This window comes from Thermococcus prieurii (genome assembly GCF_054657655.1).
On sequence record NZ_BAAHYH010000002.1, the window covers coordinates 1,340,124 to 1,355,192 of the forward strand.

Here is a 15,069-nt window from a genome sequence, read left to right on the forward strand (position 1 = left end):
CGACCCCTCACTCGAACTTGGGAACGGGAACCTTCTCGAGGAGCTTCTCCATGACGCTCTCCTGCGAGACCTTCGTGTACCAGAGTTCGCGCTTTAGGATTAGCCTGTGGCTCAGGGCTGGAACGGCAACGGCCTTAACGTCGTCGGGAATCACGTAGTCCCTGCCCTCTATTGCGGCGTAGGCCCTCGAAAGCTTCATCAGGGCCAAGCTCCCCCTGGGAGAGGCGCCGATTTCAACGCTCCTCTTGTCCCTCCGGGTTGCCTCAACGATGGCAACGATGTAGTCAATTATCGGCTCGCTGATGTAGACGTCCTCGATGGCCCTCTGCATCTCAAGGACCTCCTCCGGGGTCACAACAGGCGTTATGTCCACGTCCTCCTTCTTGCGCTCCATTCTCCTCCGCAGGATTTCCTTCTCCTCCTCTTTCGTTGGGTAACCGACGCGGAGGCGAACGAGGAAACGGTCGAGCTGGGCCTCTGGGAGGGGGTACGTTCCCTCCTGCTCTATGGGGTTCTGCGTCGCTATGACGATGAAGGGCTTTGGAAGCTCGTAGGTGTTGCCCTCTATCGTCACCTGCCTCTCCTGCATCGCCTCGAGCAGAGCGCTCTGCGTCTTCGGCGGCGAGCGGTTTATCTCGTCCGCGAGGAGGATGTTTGTGAAGATTGGCCCCTTCCTGAACTCGAACTCAAGGGTCTTCTGGTTGAAGACCGAGACGCCAAGTATGTCGCTCGGAAGGAGGTCGGAGGTGAACTGAACGCGCTTGAACTGCAGGCCGAGGGCACTCGCAAAGCTCTTAGCCATCAGCGTTTTCGCGAGTCCCGGGAGGTCCTCTATTAGGATGTGGCCATCCGCTAAAATCGTCGTGAGTATCATCTTCAGCACGTTTTCCTTGCCAACTATCGCCTTTTCAACTTCCCTCAGGACGAGGTTAGACTTCTCGTGAACTTCCTCTATCTTCATTCAGCTCAGCCTCCAGTATTTTTAGGGCCTCCTTAAGGCCCTCATAGGGATTGGGGGATGAGTAGAACGCCTTCAAAGCCGGGGGCGGATTGGAGCGGAGCTCCTGATAGTTGAACTTCCCATCGTAGAGGATGTAAAGTATCTCCAACAGGTCCTCTTCAACCAGCTTCCTCGAACCCCCTTTCTTAGACCTCTCAACGATTGTAAGGGCCCTCTCGAACTCGGGCTTCAGGGGGCGCTTAAACTCTTCGGACGCCTCCCTACGGTAGGGAATCCTAACGTCGTAGCCAACCAAGATGAGCGCGAGGGTCGCCGCCAGGGCCACCGAGGCAATCCACCTGATGTAGTATTCTCCGGGTACGATTGAGAAGAACAAGAGAACACCCAGGAGGACAACCCTGCCTTTGAACTTCTCACTCAAGCTCCGCAAGCTCACGGGCCCTCCCCCTCAGCTCGTTGTAAATCTCAAGGGCCTTTTCAGCGTCTTTCCACTCAAGCCTCTCCGGGGCGTACTTCGCCTTCTCGAAGAGCCTCGCAAGCTTCACGAAGGCCTCGTGCATGTACTTGACGTGCTCCGCGTGCTCCCAGTGGGTCCAGCTCTCCCTGTACGGAATTCCAAGGCCCTCAAGCCACAGCACTGCGTTCTTGTAAATCTCCACGATTGCTTCCTTGGGGTCGGAGAACCTCTCGAGGCCGAACTCATCAAGCTTCTCATCGAACTCAATGGCCTTCTGGAGCTTTCTCTTCCTCCTAACCTCATCCCGCCCGAGCCGGTAGTAATGATAACCCGCGTAAACGAAGCTGAGGAGCACCGGGAGCATGAAAACAATCCAGAGGTGAGAAGTTACCGCACTCTTTGAGAACCTCGCCGTCGACGTACCGTAGGAGGTGGCAAGGGGAGTAGCGTTGGTGATTGGGCAGTGAAAGCCGGTGTTGAGGCCACCCAAGATGGAGTCAATCCCAGAGAGGTTCACCGAAAGACTTGGAGTAGAGTTAGACAGGTTAGACGTCATCACAACAGGACACTTGGAGAAGGAGCTCGCGTAACTAACGTTGTTCAGAAGAGTGCAGTTGATAGGGGAAGGACGGGGGCCCGGTCTCCCAACCAACTTGAGGGATGCTATGAAAATCAGGGAGAGGATTGCCGAGACGATGGAGTTCAACAATGAGGAGGCTCCCTCCTCCTTATCAAAGCGCATCTTGAAGCCTTTAAACTCCCGAAAATAGAAGGCCATCATGATTATAAACACAAGACCAGCGGAGATGCCAACGAGGACGACAACCGTTAGAAAATCCAGGGGGAGCTCTGAGGTGGACCTGCGATGGGGGGCTGAAAACGCATGACTGTTCATCACAAAAGCAAGGAGAACGACCGTTATTGTCAGCAACGCAACGAACTTGACCTTAGTGGACATTTTGCGCCACGGAACAAAGTAAGGGGAGAGGTTTAAAAGGTTTACGGGCCAGTAAAATTTAGGTGAGAGTATGGAAAGGGTTCCAAAGCTCTACGTTGAGGGTAGGGAAGGGGAGTGCATTGAGAAAGGAAGAGCCACGAAGGACTGTGTGATAATTGACGACAACGTTGAGGTATGGCTTAAGAAGGGGGACACCGTTCCGGAGTTCATAGGGAAGAATGCAAAGTTCCTAATCAAGGAGGTCTACGACCGCTTTTACCTCTACGTCGACAGAACCACCAGCAGGATGAACGCCGACGCGGTTCTAGTCCTCCCAGACGGCAGGACGAGGATTTACCTCAGGAAGGGCGACGAGCTGATGCTTCTCCCCGTTGAGGGCTTCACCAAAACGCTGATAGCCAACGTTGGGAACAGGGTTAGAACGGGCGATGCATTTGCGGCTGTAACAACGAGAAAGGGAGAGGTTCACTACTTAAAGCCCCCGAGGAACGGCACCGTGGTCTTCATTGACGAGATAACGAACAGACCGCACTACGTCTACTACATCCTCCCAGAGGAGTAGTCACTCGCCCTCTATCCCCTTTATCATCGCGTCAATGCTTGACCTCAGCGCTAGGTTTATGGCATCGAGTCTGTCCATCCCCTTGATTGTGCGAGTGTTGTGGGCGCTGGTTATGATTAACGACCACTTGTAGAGGCCATCCTTAACTGGGACACTCTGGAACATCGCTATGAACTTCTCACCGCCAGAGCTCACCTCGACTATCTCCACGTCCGTTTCCCCGAGCTTCGAAGTGTAGACCTCACGAACCTCGAGGTTACCATACTCATCCCGGAGGACGTCAGAAAGGTATCCCATATCAATCACCATTATAACACTGGGCAAGGTTCCTTATATACCTACCGCACGGGAAAGACGGAGACCAAAAGGGTTATAAGGGACCGAAGTAAGTCCCACTGAAGCAATTTTGGAGTTGAAGGAAATGAAGGTTGAAGCTGGCGATTACGTTCTGTTCAACTACGTTGGAAGGTTTGAGAACGGCGAGGTTTTTGACACGAGCATAGAGGAGCTCGCAAAGGAACACGGAGTTTACGTTGAGGACAGAGAGTACGGTCCCATGTGGGCGAGAATTGGAGTTGGCGAGATTATTCCGGGCCTCGACGAGGCCATTATCGGAATGGAACCCGGGGAGAAGAAAACCGTAACGGTTCCACCGGAGAAAGCCTATGGCATGCCCAACCCGGAGTTAATCATTAAGGTCCCCGTTGAAGAGTTCACCAAGGCAGGCCTCGAGCCTCAGGAAGGGCTCTACGTCATGACCGATTCAGGAATAGCCAAGATACTAAAAATAGAGGAGAACCTCGTTTCCCTCGACTTCAACCATCCGCTTACGGGAAAGACACTGGTCTTTGAGGTTGAGGTAATAGAGGTAAAGAAGTCAGAAGCCGATGTTGAGCAGGGCGGCGCCCTTGAAGATAACTGAGCCCATCGCAACGAGCAGTGCCGCATACTTTAGGCCGGCGCTGTAGCTCCCTTCTCTTATTACCCCGATTCCAAGGCCCGAGACAAGTGCTTGAGCTATTATGAAGACAAAAAGGATATTAGTCATTGTTGCCACGGGAAGGTGAACCCCCGTACCCGGGCCGCTCATCGACGCCATGACTTTCGTGACTATCCCGAGGATCATCGGACCGACGAACCCGCTCGTCACTATAAAGAACATCGCCTGCATTCCTGTTGATGCCCTTCTCTCCTGCTTTATCCTCAGGATTTCACGCACATCGTTTCCCACAAAGACCAAGACGTCGCTCATCGGGGCTCCCCTTTCCAGGGCCTCAATGATAATCATCATAGAACGGTAGATGACCTGAGATTTCCTGTTCCTTATGGCAAAAGCCCTGAGGGCGTCAACTGTGGGACGACCCTTCTTTATCTCAGCAACTGTCTTCTTAAATTCCTCGGTGAGGGCCCCGAATTTAGCAGTCGTTAGCTCTTCGAGGGCTTCTGAAAAGGATATGCCCGCCCTGAGGGAGCTGGCAAGGTAGAAGAACGCGTCTGGAAGGTTCTTCTCCATGTCCTCAATCCTCTTGGATATCCTCCAGTAGGGGTACACGAAAGCCATACCGATGAAACCGCCAACGAATGCAACGAGGCCATAGAGACCCGTAGTCAGCAAAGCAACGAGCAATCCGACTATGACACCCATGAGGAATGAAATCACCAGGTACTCCGTTGCGAGAAAGTTGATTCCGGCGGAGTAGATGTAGAGTTCGTAGCGTTTTAAATGCCTCTCAGGTATCAGTCTCTCAACGAGGGACACCAAGAGTGATGTGACACCCCTTCTCGCCATGGTTTCACCTCGGCTCAGCCTTCTTAATCATGTTGATGATAATCAGCGACATCGCGGGGAATGCAAGGATTAGTATAATCGCCAAGGTTTGAACGTTGAAGATGAGCTGCTGGGCCATGACAGAACCTGCCAAGACACCAACGACGAACATAGTCGGCATGACTATGGTCATGAACATGTAGATGAAAGCTATACCGTTGACCTTCTGGACGTATTCCACGAGCTTCATCCTGTACTCAAAGGAGAAGTCCTCAGCGAGCTTGTAGAGTATCTCCGCTAGGTTTCCGCCGAATTTAACGGCCCTCAGAATCTGCTTGGTAACCCTGCTTATGTTCTCAGATGCCATTTTCTCCTCGAACTTGGTCAGGGCATCCTCAAAGGATGAACCAGTTCTCATGTCCCTCAAGATTAATTCGAACTCCTCTGAGAGAACGCCGTAATCAGCTTTGGCAACTGAGAGTATGGCCTCGGCTATACCAACGCCGGCACTGAGGAGGGATGCCATGTGCCTTAGGGCATAGGGCATCGTTCTCTCAACTTCCGCCACGCGCTTGCGCCACACCATCTTGGGGTACTGTCTCATGTAGAAGAATCCACCAAAGAACCCGAGAAGTCCTATGAGGAGAGAAGTACTCAGGGGCATGTAGAGAAGATAAGCAAAAAGGAAACCAAAGAACGCTGCCATCATGGCAACACCGAGCATATAAGCTACGTACTTCTCCTTAGGCATGAATATGTTGGCCCTGTAAAGGTCCCTGTCAAGCCCCTTGATAGAGGTAGTCAGCGCTTCAACGGGCCCCTTAAAGTACTTGAGTACTACCTCTGCGAGTCTCTCTGAGAAAGGCTGGCTTATTTCCTCCTTACGCCACTCAATGACCTCCTCAACGAGTTTTTCCTGTTCACTCTCTCGTCTCTCCTCTTCTATCTCCTTTTGAAGCTCCTTGAGGGCGCGGAGTCTCTCCTGAATCGACTTGCCCTTAGGAACACGACGCATTGGCTTTTCGGTAATCTCTATCGTCTTCCCACCCAACCTCTCAAGGAACTCTATGAACCCCATGTCAACACCTCACATCATTCTTTGAACCTGTTTGCTGGTTTCCATGCTACTCTCGGAGGCTATCTTTTTCATGAGGCCCTCTTCATCAATGTAGAACTGTCTGATGTAATAGCCGACCTTGTCTATGCTTCTGATTCCGTTCTCAATCATCCATTCAAGGATTATCTTGCGCTTCTCGATTTCAAGCTCTATCTCCCTCATGCTCATTCCGGTATGGTGAGCGAGAGTGTTAAGGGTCCTGCTCGGAACGCCGGTCGGAACGAGCTCATCTTTAGCAGGGTCGTACTTGTAGAGCTTGTTGAGCTGTATGCTCTCCCCCTCTATTCCTGAAACCTCCGCTATCTCCGTGACGCGCCTTATCGTTCCCTTCTTCCTGCTGTGGAAGCGGACCTGCATGATGATTATATCAAGGGCAGGAATCATAATCCTCGGAACGTTCATCGGCGGGCTCTCCAACCTGACTATCGTCTCACGGGCACTGTTGGCGTGGATTGTTCCCATACAGTTCGACACAAGGATTCCGTTGGCGACGTAGTTATGGTCCTCCTCAACGGTCAGGTCGTAGAGGTACTCTATGCCGAGTTCCTCGGGCTCGACTTCCTCGACGCTCACAACCTCGTCCCAGTAGACGTCGCCGTCGGCGATTAGCTCAAGCCTCTTCGCCTGAACCCATGTCTCTTCGTCCCCAAGGTCGCTCGCAACCTGCTGGAGGGCGAGCGCTATGCCCCTGAGAGCGGAACGCCTGATTTCCTTCATCCTTCCCTTCTCAACGTGCCTTATGAGGCTCTCCGAGACCTTCTCGCCGGCATGGCTTGAGGCGAGCTTCGAAAGCTCCGAAACCGTGAGGTTAAGCCTTCTCCTGAGGGGTTCGAGCATTGCCGGTGAAATCGGAACGCGGTCGGTTCTCTTTCCACGATAGGAGCGGTACTTTCTGATGAGCTCCTCAAGCCTCTCCCTCTTCCGAGAGTGCCTGAGCGGTATTGAGCGGTGGAATCTAATCAGGTCTTCAACTCCCCTGACCGTGACCCTGAATATTACACCCTCCTTGTAACCTCTGTTCCTCACGCGGGAGACGGTGCTTATTATTCCAAGCCTCTGGAGGGCGTACCAGACCTTCCTTGCGAGGTTCTCGCTCCTTGTTGTCAGGACAACCGCCGGACCGTTCTCGTCTATGTATGCATCGGCATCGAAGAGACCCGCTATGAAGTGCCTCAGCAGGTCGTCGTTCGAGAGAACCAGGTCGGGGACGTCGAGGCTCTCCTTGCGCCCCTTGGGTATTCCGAAGGCCCTGTGGAGGAACTCGGCGAAGGGCCTTGAGCCGTAGGTTACCACCGTGTAGGCGGGTTCACGCCTTACCTGCGGCTCGCTCTCGGGAAGGAACTCCGAGATGGCAGAGGTGAAGGCCTTCATGTAGGATTCATCATCGAAGGTGGCCGAAATGTAGTAGCCGTCCGAGGATATGTAGCCGTCTCCAAGGAGGACTCCAACGGCGTAGGATAGGCTCTCGTTCACCTCGCGGAGGAGCTTCACAGGCTTCGAGTTGATTGAGAGGAGGTACTGGGCCATCTCGGGAGGAATGCCATCGTTCGGAATCTTTACGAGGCCGTTTCCGTTGGGGACAAGGTAGTAGTCGCTTATCCCCGCGTAGACCTCGGGGTTGATGATTGCCCTCCTCTGCGGCGGCCTTGGAGGCTTCCTCATCACTGCCACTCTGTCACCGGGCTTGAGCTTTTCAGCTTCCTTCCTCACCACGTCGCCGTCGGAGAACACGAAGAACGGGTGGGTCTTTGTGAGTATCACCTCGTTGCCCGTCCTCGTTCTCACGCGGATGAGCTTTTCTCCTTCTCTGACCTTCCTCCTCCAGACCCTCGAAACGACGTGCTTTCCTGCCTTGAGGTCCGGGCCAACGCTCACAACCTCGAACCTGTCCTCCTCGTCGAGAACCACGTACTCCAAATCCTTATAGGTTTCAACCCTGTCGGAGTACTTCTGGAAGAGCTCCTCAAGTAAGTCGCCAATGAGGACGAAGCGGCCGTCCGAGAGCTGGATAACCGAGAAGTCGTAGAGGGCTCCATTGTGGCCCGTGTTCATAGCCGTGAACATCGTTCTTGCCTCGGGACCACGAACCTCACCGACGATGATTCTGTCGGGACGCATACGGAGGGTGTTCTTGACGAGGTCATCCATCGTGACCTCTCCCTTGCCCTCGAGGTTCGGTGGCCTCGTCTCAAGCCTTATCCAGTGCTCCACCGGAAGCTGGAGCTCGGCCGTATCCTCTATGCTTATGACGCGCTCGCTCGGCGGGATGAACATTCCAAGGGAGTTGAGGGTCGTCGTCTTTCCGGAACCCGTTCCACCGGCAACGAGAACGTTAGCCGGCTTAACACCAAGACCATCGACGAAGACCCAGAGCAGGGCTGCTATCTCAGAGTTTATAGTCCCATACTTGATGAGGTCGATTATGGTGAGCGGGTCCTTCTTGAACTTACGGATGGTTATCGTCGGACCGTCAAGGCTTATCGGTGGAATCGTTGCGTTGACACGGCTTCCGTCCGGGAGACGGGCGTCAAGGAGTGGGCTCTGCTGGTCAATCCTCCTGCCGACTTCCCTCGCTATCCTCTCGATGATGTTGAGTATCTCCTTCTCCTCGGGAAACGTTATGTTGGTCTTACACATGTTGAAGCGCCTGTGCCAGACGTAGACCGGCTTTCCCGTCCCTATGACCATAATTTCCTCAAGGTTGTCGTCTCTGACGAGCGGGTCGAGCTTGCCGTAGCCTATCATCTGCTGGACTATCATATCGGCCAAGACCTCAATTCTCCCTTCGGAGTATTGGGGAGCTTCCTCCTTAATCATCTTCTTTACCGCGTTGAGGAAAACTTTTCTGCGCTCTTCTGGATTGGGTATCGCGGTGGGGTCTATCTGAATTTCAGTGATGGCCCTTTCCTTAATGCGCTTGAAGAGTCTCAGCTCATCACTACTGAGCTTTGGAAAGCGAACCTCGTAGATTGGTACCGGCTCTCCCTTTACTTTGAGTATACGGACGTTGCCGTAGGCATCGAGAACCTCTCCCCTACCGGCAAAAGAGACTTCCTCGGAAGTTGAGGCGCCAAGGATGTCCCGAAGGTTGGGAGACGGCCTCTTCGGTGGAGCGGAAGGGGTTCCTACTGGAGGTGTGGTAGAGGAAGACGCGGGCTTGGCCAAAATCTCGCTGAGGAAATCAGCACCGGTCTCACCGCCCTTATCCTCTGAAGCCGGAACCGAGCGAGAGGGCTTTGATTTAACTGGCTTCGGTTTAGGCTTCGGCTGAGGGGTTGAGCCCCCCAAAAGGGAGCTCAAGAGGTCAGCACCAGTCTCTGCTCCTCCCGAGGGCTCTGATTTCATTGCAGGGGATGGTTCTTCCCCCTTACCGAGTATTGAACTCAAAAAGTCAGCGCCGGTTTCGTTTGAAGGTTCCGGTGTTTTTTTTGGTTCTTCGGATTTTCCTCCGGATGCACCACTTAGGATGTCTTCAAGGCTACCCCCGGAAGATGCAAACGGGAGGGGTGGCTCTTCCTCCTTCTTCTTAAGTACCTTCTCAAGGGGGTCCTCACCACCGGAGAGTATCTCGTCTATCCAGGAAAACCCCTCCCCCTTCTTCTTTTTCTCACCGAACACGAACTCTCACCGTCCGGAGTTGTTATTCCAGCTCACACTGTACGTTAGATTAACCTGGTCACCCATAAATATTATCCACACAGGGAAGTCCGGACCTTTATAGGGTTTTCTCTCAACCTTGGGTGTGGCTCCCACCTTGACTCCAGATAAAAGTGAGTTCGTCAGCTTGAAGAGGTCATTTTGGGGAAGGCTGACACTAACGTTCTCCCTCTTTGGAGGCTGAAGGCCCCTGTACTTCCATATGAACTCCGAGATGTACTGGTGATACGTCATCGTGTAATTTGGATAGTAGTCGTAGGTTTTAGCACCTAGGAAGATAACCGGTTGCGCCACGGCGAAGAACACGTGGAAGACCTTGTCCCTGTTGTAGTGGTTGGGGACGTTAGTTATCCTAAAAGTCACCTTACCCCGGTATCCGAGAACTTCAATGTCCTTGTCGAGGAGAGGGAACATTGTTCTGAGGCTGAGGAAAATCGGCCTGTTTATGAGCTGAGGATAGACCGAGCCACAGACAAGGTCCTGTAGGTTGCCCTTGTTGTTGATGACCATGCTCGTCAGGTTGCCGTCGTTGTAAGTCAGCTGGGTTATGCGACCAAGGCCACCGCAAGAGTCCTTGTAATCAAGCAATGGAACAACGTAGGACGCGTTTGAATTTATTCTGAAGTTAACGACAACGGTTTCATATGGGGCTATCCAGAAGCCTATGAGGTAGTTCACGGACCGGTAGAGGGCCTCCCAGGAGACGTGCCCAACGATGTCACCGTTTGGTGTCCTATTGTTGTAGAGGTATTCGGTGCCGTTACCCCGGAGAACCTTGAAATCATACCTTGGATTAACAACTATGAACTTCGGATATGGAGCGGTGTTGACAAGGGTAACGTTGAGGTTCACCATTATTTCACCGAGCAGACCAATGTTATTGTAGGTCATGCCCCCCGAGATTGAACCGGGGAGGGTGTAGTCATCCGCAACTACGAAGCTAGGAAGGGATAAGGTTAGGATGAAAACGAAAAGAAGTGAGAGGACCTTCCTCACGGGCATCACCTCACGTGGTTACTCTCGCTACGTACAGGTACTGCTGGTTTTGGAGTATGTCGGGCACGAATATTGAGGGAACCTTGACGATTATAAGGAATTCCGTGTTCGGTGGTAGCACGAGCATGTCAGATGTCTGCTCGAGGGTTATGACCTTCCACCCGTAGTTCTGAAGCTCCTCCTTAACCTGTTCACTCGCCTGTATCTTCCCAGCCGCTATGGCCTTCAGTATTTCGGCGAGGTTGACGTTGTACGAGTAGCTGGCAGAGGAACTCTGGCTGGCACTCTCTGAGTTAGAGTACGTGTCGGTGACAGAGGTTCCGTTCGAGAACTGGGTATCTCCAGGATTGTACGTGGAAGCCTGGTTCTCGTTGTAAGTCGTTGAGGTTGACGAGCTCGTTGAACTGCTCTGGCTCTGCGACTCACTGACCGAAATCTGGCCGACGTTCGTTGGTAACAGAACGAGCTCAACGTAACCCTGGTTAACTATCTCTTTGTACTGGCCCTTTGTACCGTTCTTGGCGAAGAACATGACAACGTCCCCGGGCTTAATGAAACCGCCGGCAATCCTATCCCTCGGCAGAACGAGTGCAATCTCAACGTACTGAACCTTGTAGACTTTGTACTGGAGCAACTCGGTGTAGCTGGTAACGGCGCTTAGAATTGACTTCGCCTCGGACTTGGAGACGAGCTGCTTGACCCCGTTCCTCTCGAGGATGACGTCGTTGGTCGGGATGTTGTCAATCTTCCAGAAGTAGTAGTCTCTCCAGAGGGAGAGGAGGTACGAGTCCGGGCTTATCGAATTAACTTCCTCGATTGTCTTGGCGCTCTTAACTTGCTGCTCAAGTGTCTTCATAGCCGATATGACCTTTGCTCTGATACTGTCTGGAAGAGGCATTGACAGTAGTGGCTGGAACGCAATCTCTATTGACTGGATCTTTTGCTGTTTGGTCTGGTTCAGTTGTTTTTCATACGCGACTCTCTGCTGCTCCTCGACACACGCCTTGTACACCTGAACCGCCTTGTCAAAATATATTTTCACGTCTATGGAGCGCAACTGGTCCACGGTTTTGGCAGACTCAATCTTGCTAAGGACGAGACTCCTGACTTGGAAAGCCTTCTGGGCACATTCCTTGTTTGAGAAGTTGTAATGCGAGAAGTAGTAGTTCACCTCACCAATCTTCTTCGAGCGCAGGTTTTTGAGTTCGTTGGCACTTCTGCTCTGGAGGTATGAATAGGCACCTATGGAGATTATCAGGATTACGATGATTAAAATCGATGCTCCGATTAAAATCCTCTTGCGTCTTTCCCTCTCGCGAATACTACTGATTGAGCGGGGTCTACGAGGTGGCTTCTTTGGTGAAGCCGTCGGCGGTTTAACGGGGGGAGTCTCGGGTTCTGCCGTTACCTTCCCGAGCTCCCTCAAACGACGAATTTTCGCCTCAATATCCTCTGCCACTTTAAGCACCACCATCAGAGTTATCGCTAAGTTATTAATGTCTCGAATAGTTTTTGAGCATTAATCCTTATTTAAGTTTCGGTGAGAACGTGGAACGGTTGGAAATAGTTGTCAAGGAGATTAAGGGAAGGTGCCCTGTATTCAACGTTGGCGATAGAATCGTTGTAGAAGGCCCAATGGTAAAACTGGACGAAACTGACGCCATATGCACCCACGCCTTCGCCTCACTGCTTCCCTACATAGTGGCCCTGCGAAAGGGTATTAAACCGAGCGAGCTAGGCCTCGGAAGGGGAGAGAAAGCCTACGTCCAGTGCCTCGACCCTGGACCGCCCTACACGGACGGTGGAACTGTAATCTTCGAGATAACGGTGGTCAGAGATGAAGCAGAGAAAAGCCTGGAAGGTCGTTAGGGAAGTCATAGACGAGGCCGACGTGATAGTCGAGGTAGTCGACGCCAGGGACCCAATAGGGACGCGCAACAGAAAGCTTGAGAGGCTCGTACAGGAGGAAGGCAAACCGCTACTCATAGTTATGAACAAGGCCGATTTGGTGCCGAAGGAGTGGGCCGAGGACTACAAGCGGAAGAGCGAGGTACCGGTGGTCTTCATATCCGCGAGGGAGAGGAAGGGAACCGGAATCCTGAGGAGGGAACTCAAAAAGCTCGCAAAGCCCCTCCTTGACGAGAAGGAGAGGGTGAAGGTCGCCCTAATAGGCTACCCCAATGTCGGCAAGAGCACGATAATCAACACCCTGAAAGGAAAAAGGGCCGTCGGAACCGCCCCGATACCGGGCTACACCAAAGGGAAACAACTGATAAGGCTCAGCAAGAGGCTCTGGCTCCTCGACAGCCCCGGAGTCGTTCCGATAGACGACTTCGACGAGCTGGTCATTAAAGGAGGCTTCCCGGCGGATAAGATTGAGGAGCCCGTCAGACCGGCCTTAAAGCTAATCTCCAGAATCCTCGAGACGAGGAGGGAAGCCATAACTGAGAAGTTCGGCATCGAAGCCGAAAGTGAGGAGGAAATCCTCAGGCGGATAGGGGAAAAAAGGGGCCTCATAAAGGCCGGCGGAGAGGTCGACTTGGAAGAAACCGCCAGGTGGCTCCTCCGCGAGTGGCAGACGGGTCGCTTCACGCTGTTCGCGAGCGAGGAGGAAAAAAGCAGGGATTTCGTTTGGGACTTCAAGGAGATCCTTGAAGGCGTTGAGAGGGAACTCCTCCTCGACCCAAGGAGAATCCTATGGCGCTATGGGGATGAGCTGAGGGAGAGGCTCGACAACCAGAAGAGGGCAGGGGTGAGAGAGATAGAGGGGGTAACGGTGGGCATAGCGACGGGTTTCAAGAAGTGCGATTCGGCTTTGAAGTTCCTCGAGGAGCTGACAGGGAAGAGCGCAATCGCGAGCGAGTGCTTCGGGAAGAAGTGGAAAGGGGTTGTGGCGATTCTCGACTAACGAATTTTCCTCAATGGGTTCCTCAGCTTCGGCACGAACCGTCCCCTCTTCTCCATGAAGCGCCGGTACTCCTCTCTCCAGTAGCCGAGGAGTTCCCTCTCCTCAAGCTCGGCCAGTTTTTCCCAGAGCGGGAGCATGAGGATTACGGCAATAAGACCGGGGACGCTCTCAAAGAAGAGGGCTATCCCAAAGCCGATGAGAATCAGGGCCGAGTAGAAGGGATGCCTGACGTAGCGGTAAGGCCCGTCCGTCAGGAGTTCATCAAAATCCTCCGGCAGGTCGTGCCTCTTTGGAAACAGCGAGTGGACGTAGAAGGCCAATGCTGTTGAGAGGACAATCAGAACAAGCCCGATGAAACGCATGATGGGGACAATCTTATCGGGTAGGCGGAAGCTCCAGAGCGCTGAAACAACGGTCACGATGAAGAAGAAGGCCGGAATGAAAAGCTTTCGGAAGCGCCATGAGTTCACTGCCCCCACCAACATCCATTACAACACTAAACCCAAAAGCTTTGTTTCGAAGGTCATTTAAACCCCAAGGGGAAGCCACAACCATGAGGCTAATCCTGACGACATCGCGGGGAATAGAGGACTTCGCGAGGGCCGAGGTTGAGAGGCTCCTCTCCAACATTGGAGTTCCGTTTCGGGTGGAGGAAAAGCCCCTCGGCGTCGAGGGAAGGGTCTTGGTAGAGGTCGATAAAGCGTTTTACACCGACGAGAAGGGACGGAAGAGGGAGCTGAGCGTTTCGACTTACCTGAACGAACGTTCAAGGCTTCTCCACAGGGTTATAGTCGAGGTAGCGAGCGAGCGCTTCGAGGGGATAACCGAGGAGGAGCCGGAGAAAGCGTTGAAGAGGATTGAGGAGTTCGTGGCTTCGCTTCCGGTGGAAAGGTATGTTAAGGTCAGCGAGAGCTTCGCGGTGAGGAGTTTTCGCAAGGGCGAGCACAGGATTACGAGCGTTGATATCGCAAAAACCGTTGGAAAGGCAATATTCGAGCGCTTAGAGCGCTTCGGAAGTCCCAAGGTTAATCTCGACCACCCAGCGGTAATCTTCAGGGCCGAGCTGATTGGCGAGGCCTTCTTCCTCGGGATTGACACGACCGGCGACAGCTCTCTCCACAAGAGGCCCTGGCGCGTCTACGACCACCCGGCCCATTTAAAGGCCAGCATAGCGAACGCGCTGATTGAGCTGGCCGAACCGGACGGCGGGTCGTTCATAGACCCCTTCTGCGGTAGCGGAACGATTCCGATAGAGCTGGCCCTAAGGGGCTACGAAGGACGGATAATCGGCCTCGAGAAGTTCAGGAAGCACATCAACGGAGCAAAGATGAACGCCCTCTCCGCCGGAGTGCTGGATAGAATAGAGTTCGTTCTCGGCGATGCGACGAGGCTGAGCGAACACGTCGAGAGCGTGGACTTCACGGTCAGCAATCTGCCCTACGGCCTCAAAATCGGAAGGAAGAGCGCCATTCCGAAGCTCTACATGGACTTTTTTGGGGAGCTTGCGAAGGTCCTTGAAAAGCGCGGGGTCTTCATAACGACGGAAAAGAAGGCGATAGAGAGGGCGATAGATGAGAACGGATTTGAAATCAAGCACCACCGACTCATAGGCCATGGCGGGCTGATGGTGCACACCTACGTGGTCGAGTAATACTTTTAAGCTGATTAACCCGAAATTCCTCGGT

Annotated in this window: 15 protein-coding genes; 5 read left to right on the forward strand and 10 right to left on the reverse strand. The window is 53.1% G+C overall.

The window, feature by feature from the left end; genetic code table 11:
• Nucleotides 1-7: 7 nt before the first annotated feature.
• From ACYQ04_RS10625 to ACYQ04_RS10635, 3 genes are read right to left on the reverse strand one after another with little or no spacing between them, the layout of a single operon-like run.
• Nucleotides 8-961, reverse strand: coding sequence for an AAA family ATPase (locus tag ACYQ04_RS10625; RefSeq protein ID WP_460129403.1), 954 nt, complete (start codon nt 959-961; stop codon nt 8-10).
• A complete protein-coding gene (locus ACYQ04_RS10630; RefSeq protein WP_460129405.1) occupies nt 930-1,397 on the reverse strand; it encodes a hypothetical protein in 468 nt (155 codons plus the stop codon). The genes ACYQ04_RS10625 and ACYQ04_RS10630 overlap by 32 nt, the downstream gene beginning before the upstream one ends.
• A complete protein-coding gene (locus tag ACYQ04_RS10635) occupies nt 1,375-2,376 on the reverse strand; it encodes a DUF4129 domain-containing protein (RefSeq protein WP_460129406.1) in 1,002 nt (333 codons plus the stop codon). The genes ACYQ04_RS10630 and ACYQ04_RS10635 overlap by 23 nt, the downstream gene beginning before the upstream one ends.
• A gap of 70 nt (nt 2,377-2,446) precedes the next feature.
• Here ACYQ04_RS10635 and ACYQ04_RS10640 point away from each other — a divergent pair, with 70 nt between their 5' ends.
• Nucleotides 2,447-2,938, forward strand: a complete 492-nt coding sequence (locus ACYQ04_RS10640) for a DUF2118 family protein (protein WP_460129408.1) — start codon at nt 2,447-2,449, stop codon at nt 2,936-2,938.
• Here ACYQ04_RS10640 and ACYQ04_RS10645 read toward each other — a convergent pair whose 3' ends face one another.
• Nucleotides 2,939-3,235, reverse strand: a complete 297-nt coding sequence (locus tag ACYQ04_RS10645; RefSeq protein ID WP_460130185.1) for a hypothetical protein — start codon at nt 3,233-3,235, stop codon at nt 2,939-2,941.
• Nucleotides 3,236-3,359: 124 nt separating this feature from the next.
• Here ACYQ04_RS10645 and ACYQ04_RS10650 point away from each other — a divergent pair, with 124 nt between their 5' ends.
• On the forward strand, nt 3,360-3,860 hold the full coding sequence (locus ACYQ04_RS10650; RefSeq protein ID WP_460129409.1) for an FKBP-type peptidyl-prolyl cis-trans isomerase: 501 nt from the start codon (nt 3,360-3,362) through the stop codon (nt 3,858-3,860).
• Here the strand turns inward: ACYQ04_RS10650 and ACYQ04_RS10655 are convergent.
• The 5 genes from ACYQ04_RS10655 to ACYQ04_RS10675 are packed head-to-tail and all read right to left on the reverse strand — an operon-like array spanning nt 3,816 to nt 11,935.
• Nucleotides 3,816-4,727, reverse strand: coding sequence for a type II secretion system F family protein (locus tag ACYQ04_RS10655; RefSeq protein WP_460129411.1), 912 nt, complete (start codon nt 4,725-4,727; stop codon nt 3,816-3,818). The genes ACYQ04_RS10650 and ACYQ04_RS10655 overlap by 45 nt on opposite strands.
• A gap of 4 nt (nt 4,728-4,731) precedes the next feature.
• On the reverse strand, nt 4,732-5,784 hold the full coding sequence (locus tag ACYQ04_RS10660) for a type II secretion system F family protein (protein ID WP_460129413.1): 1,053 nt from the start codon (nt 5,782-5,784) through the stop codon (nt 4,732-4,734).
• A 9-nt stretch (nt 5,785-5,793) separates the two neighbouring features.
• Entirely contained in the window at nt 5,794-9,441 is a 3,648-nt protein-coding gene (locus ACYQ04_RS10665; protein ID WP_460129415.1) for an ATPase, T2SS/T4P/T4SS family, read from the reverse strand.
• 6 nt (nt 9,442-9,447) lie between these two features.
• A complete protein-coding gene (locus ACYQ04_RS10670; protein ID WP_460129417.1) occupies nt 9,448-10,482 on the reverse strand; it encodes a hypothetical protein in 1,035 nt (344 codons plus the stop codon).
• A gap of 4 nt (nt 10,483-10,486) precedes the next feature.
• Nucleotides 10,487-11,935: a DUF515 domain-containing protein gene (locus tag ACYQ04_RS10675; protein WP_460129423.1), complete on the reverse strand. Its 1,449-nt coding sequence runs from the start codon at nt 11,933-11,935 to the stop codon at nt 10,487-10,489.
• Between the two features lie 89 nt (nt 11,936-12,024).
• Here ACYQ04_RS10675 and ACYQ04_RS10680 point away from each other — a divergent pair, with 89 nt between their 5' ends.
• The gene (locus ACYQ04_RS10680; protein WP_460129429.1) at nt 12,025-12,345 is read left to right on the forward strand and encodes a TIGR04076 family protein; all 321 of its coding nucleotides are present in this window, start codon (nt 12,025-12,027) and stop codon (nt 12,343-12,345) included.
• A complete protein-coding gene (locus tag ACYQ04_RS10685; protein WP_460129430.1) occupies nt 12,314-13,384 on the forward strand; it encodes a GTPase in 1,071 nt (356 codons plus the stop codon). The genes ACYQ04_RS10680 and ACYQ04_RS10685 overlap by 32 nt, the downstream gene beginning before the upstream one ends.
• On the opposite strand, the gene ACYQ04_RS10690 is transcribed toward ACYQ04_RS10685, so the two are convergent.
• Nucleotides 13,381-13,863 carry a methyltransferase family protein gene (locus ACYQ04_RS10690; RefSeq protein ID WP_460129432.1) on the reverse strand — a complete coding sequence of 161 codons (483 nt, stop codon included), beginning with the start codon at nt 13,861-13,863 and terminating at the stop codon, nt 13,381-13,383. The two genes, ACYQ04_RS10685 and ACYQ04_RS10690, sit on opposite strands and share 4 nt — an antisense overlap.
• Before the next feature lie 74 nt (nt 13,864-13,937).
• Here ACYQ04_RS10690 and trm14 point away from each other — a divergent pair, with 74 nt between their 5' ends.
• Nucleotides 13,938-15,035 (forward strand): tRNA (guanine(6)-N2)-methyltransferase, encoded by a 1,098-nt coding sequence (trm14, locus tag ACYQ04_RS10695; RefSeq protein WP_460129434.1) that lies wholly within the window; start codon nt 13,938-13,940, stop codon nt 15,033-15,035.
• Nucleotides 15,036-15,069 lie beyond the last annotated feature (34 nt).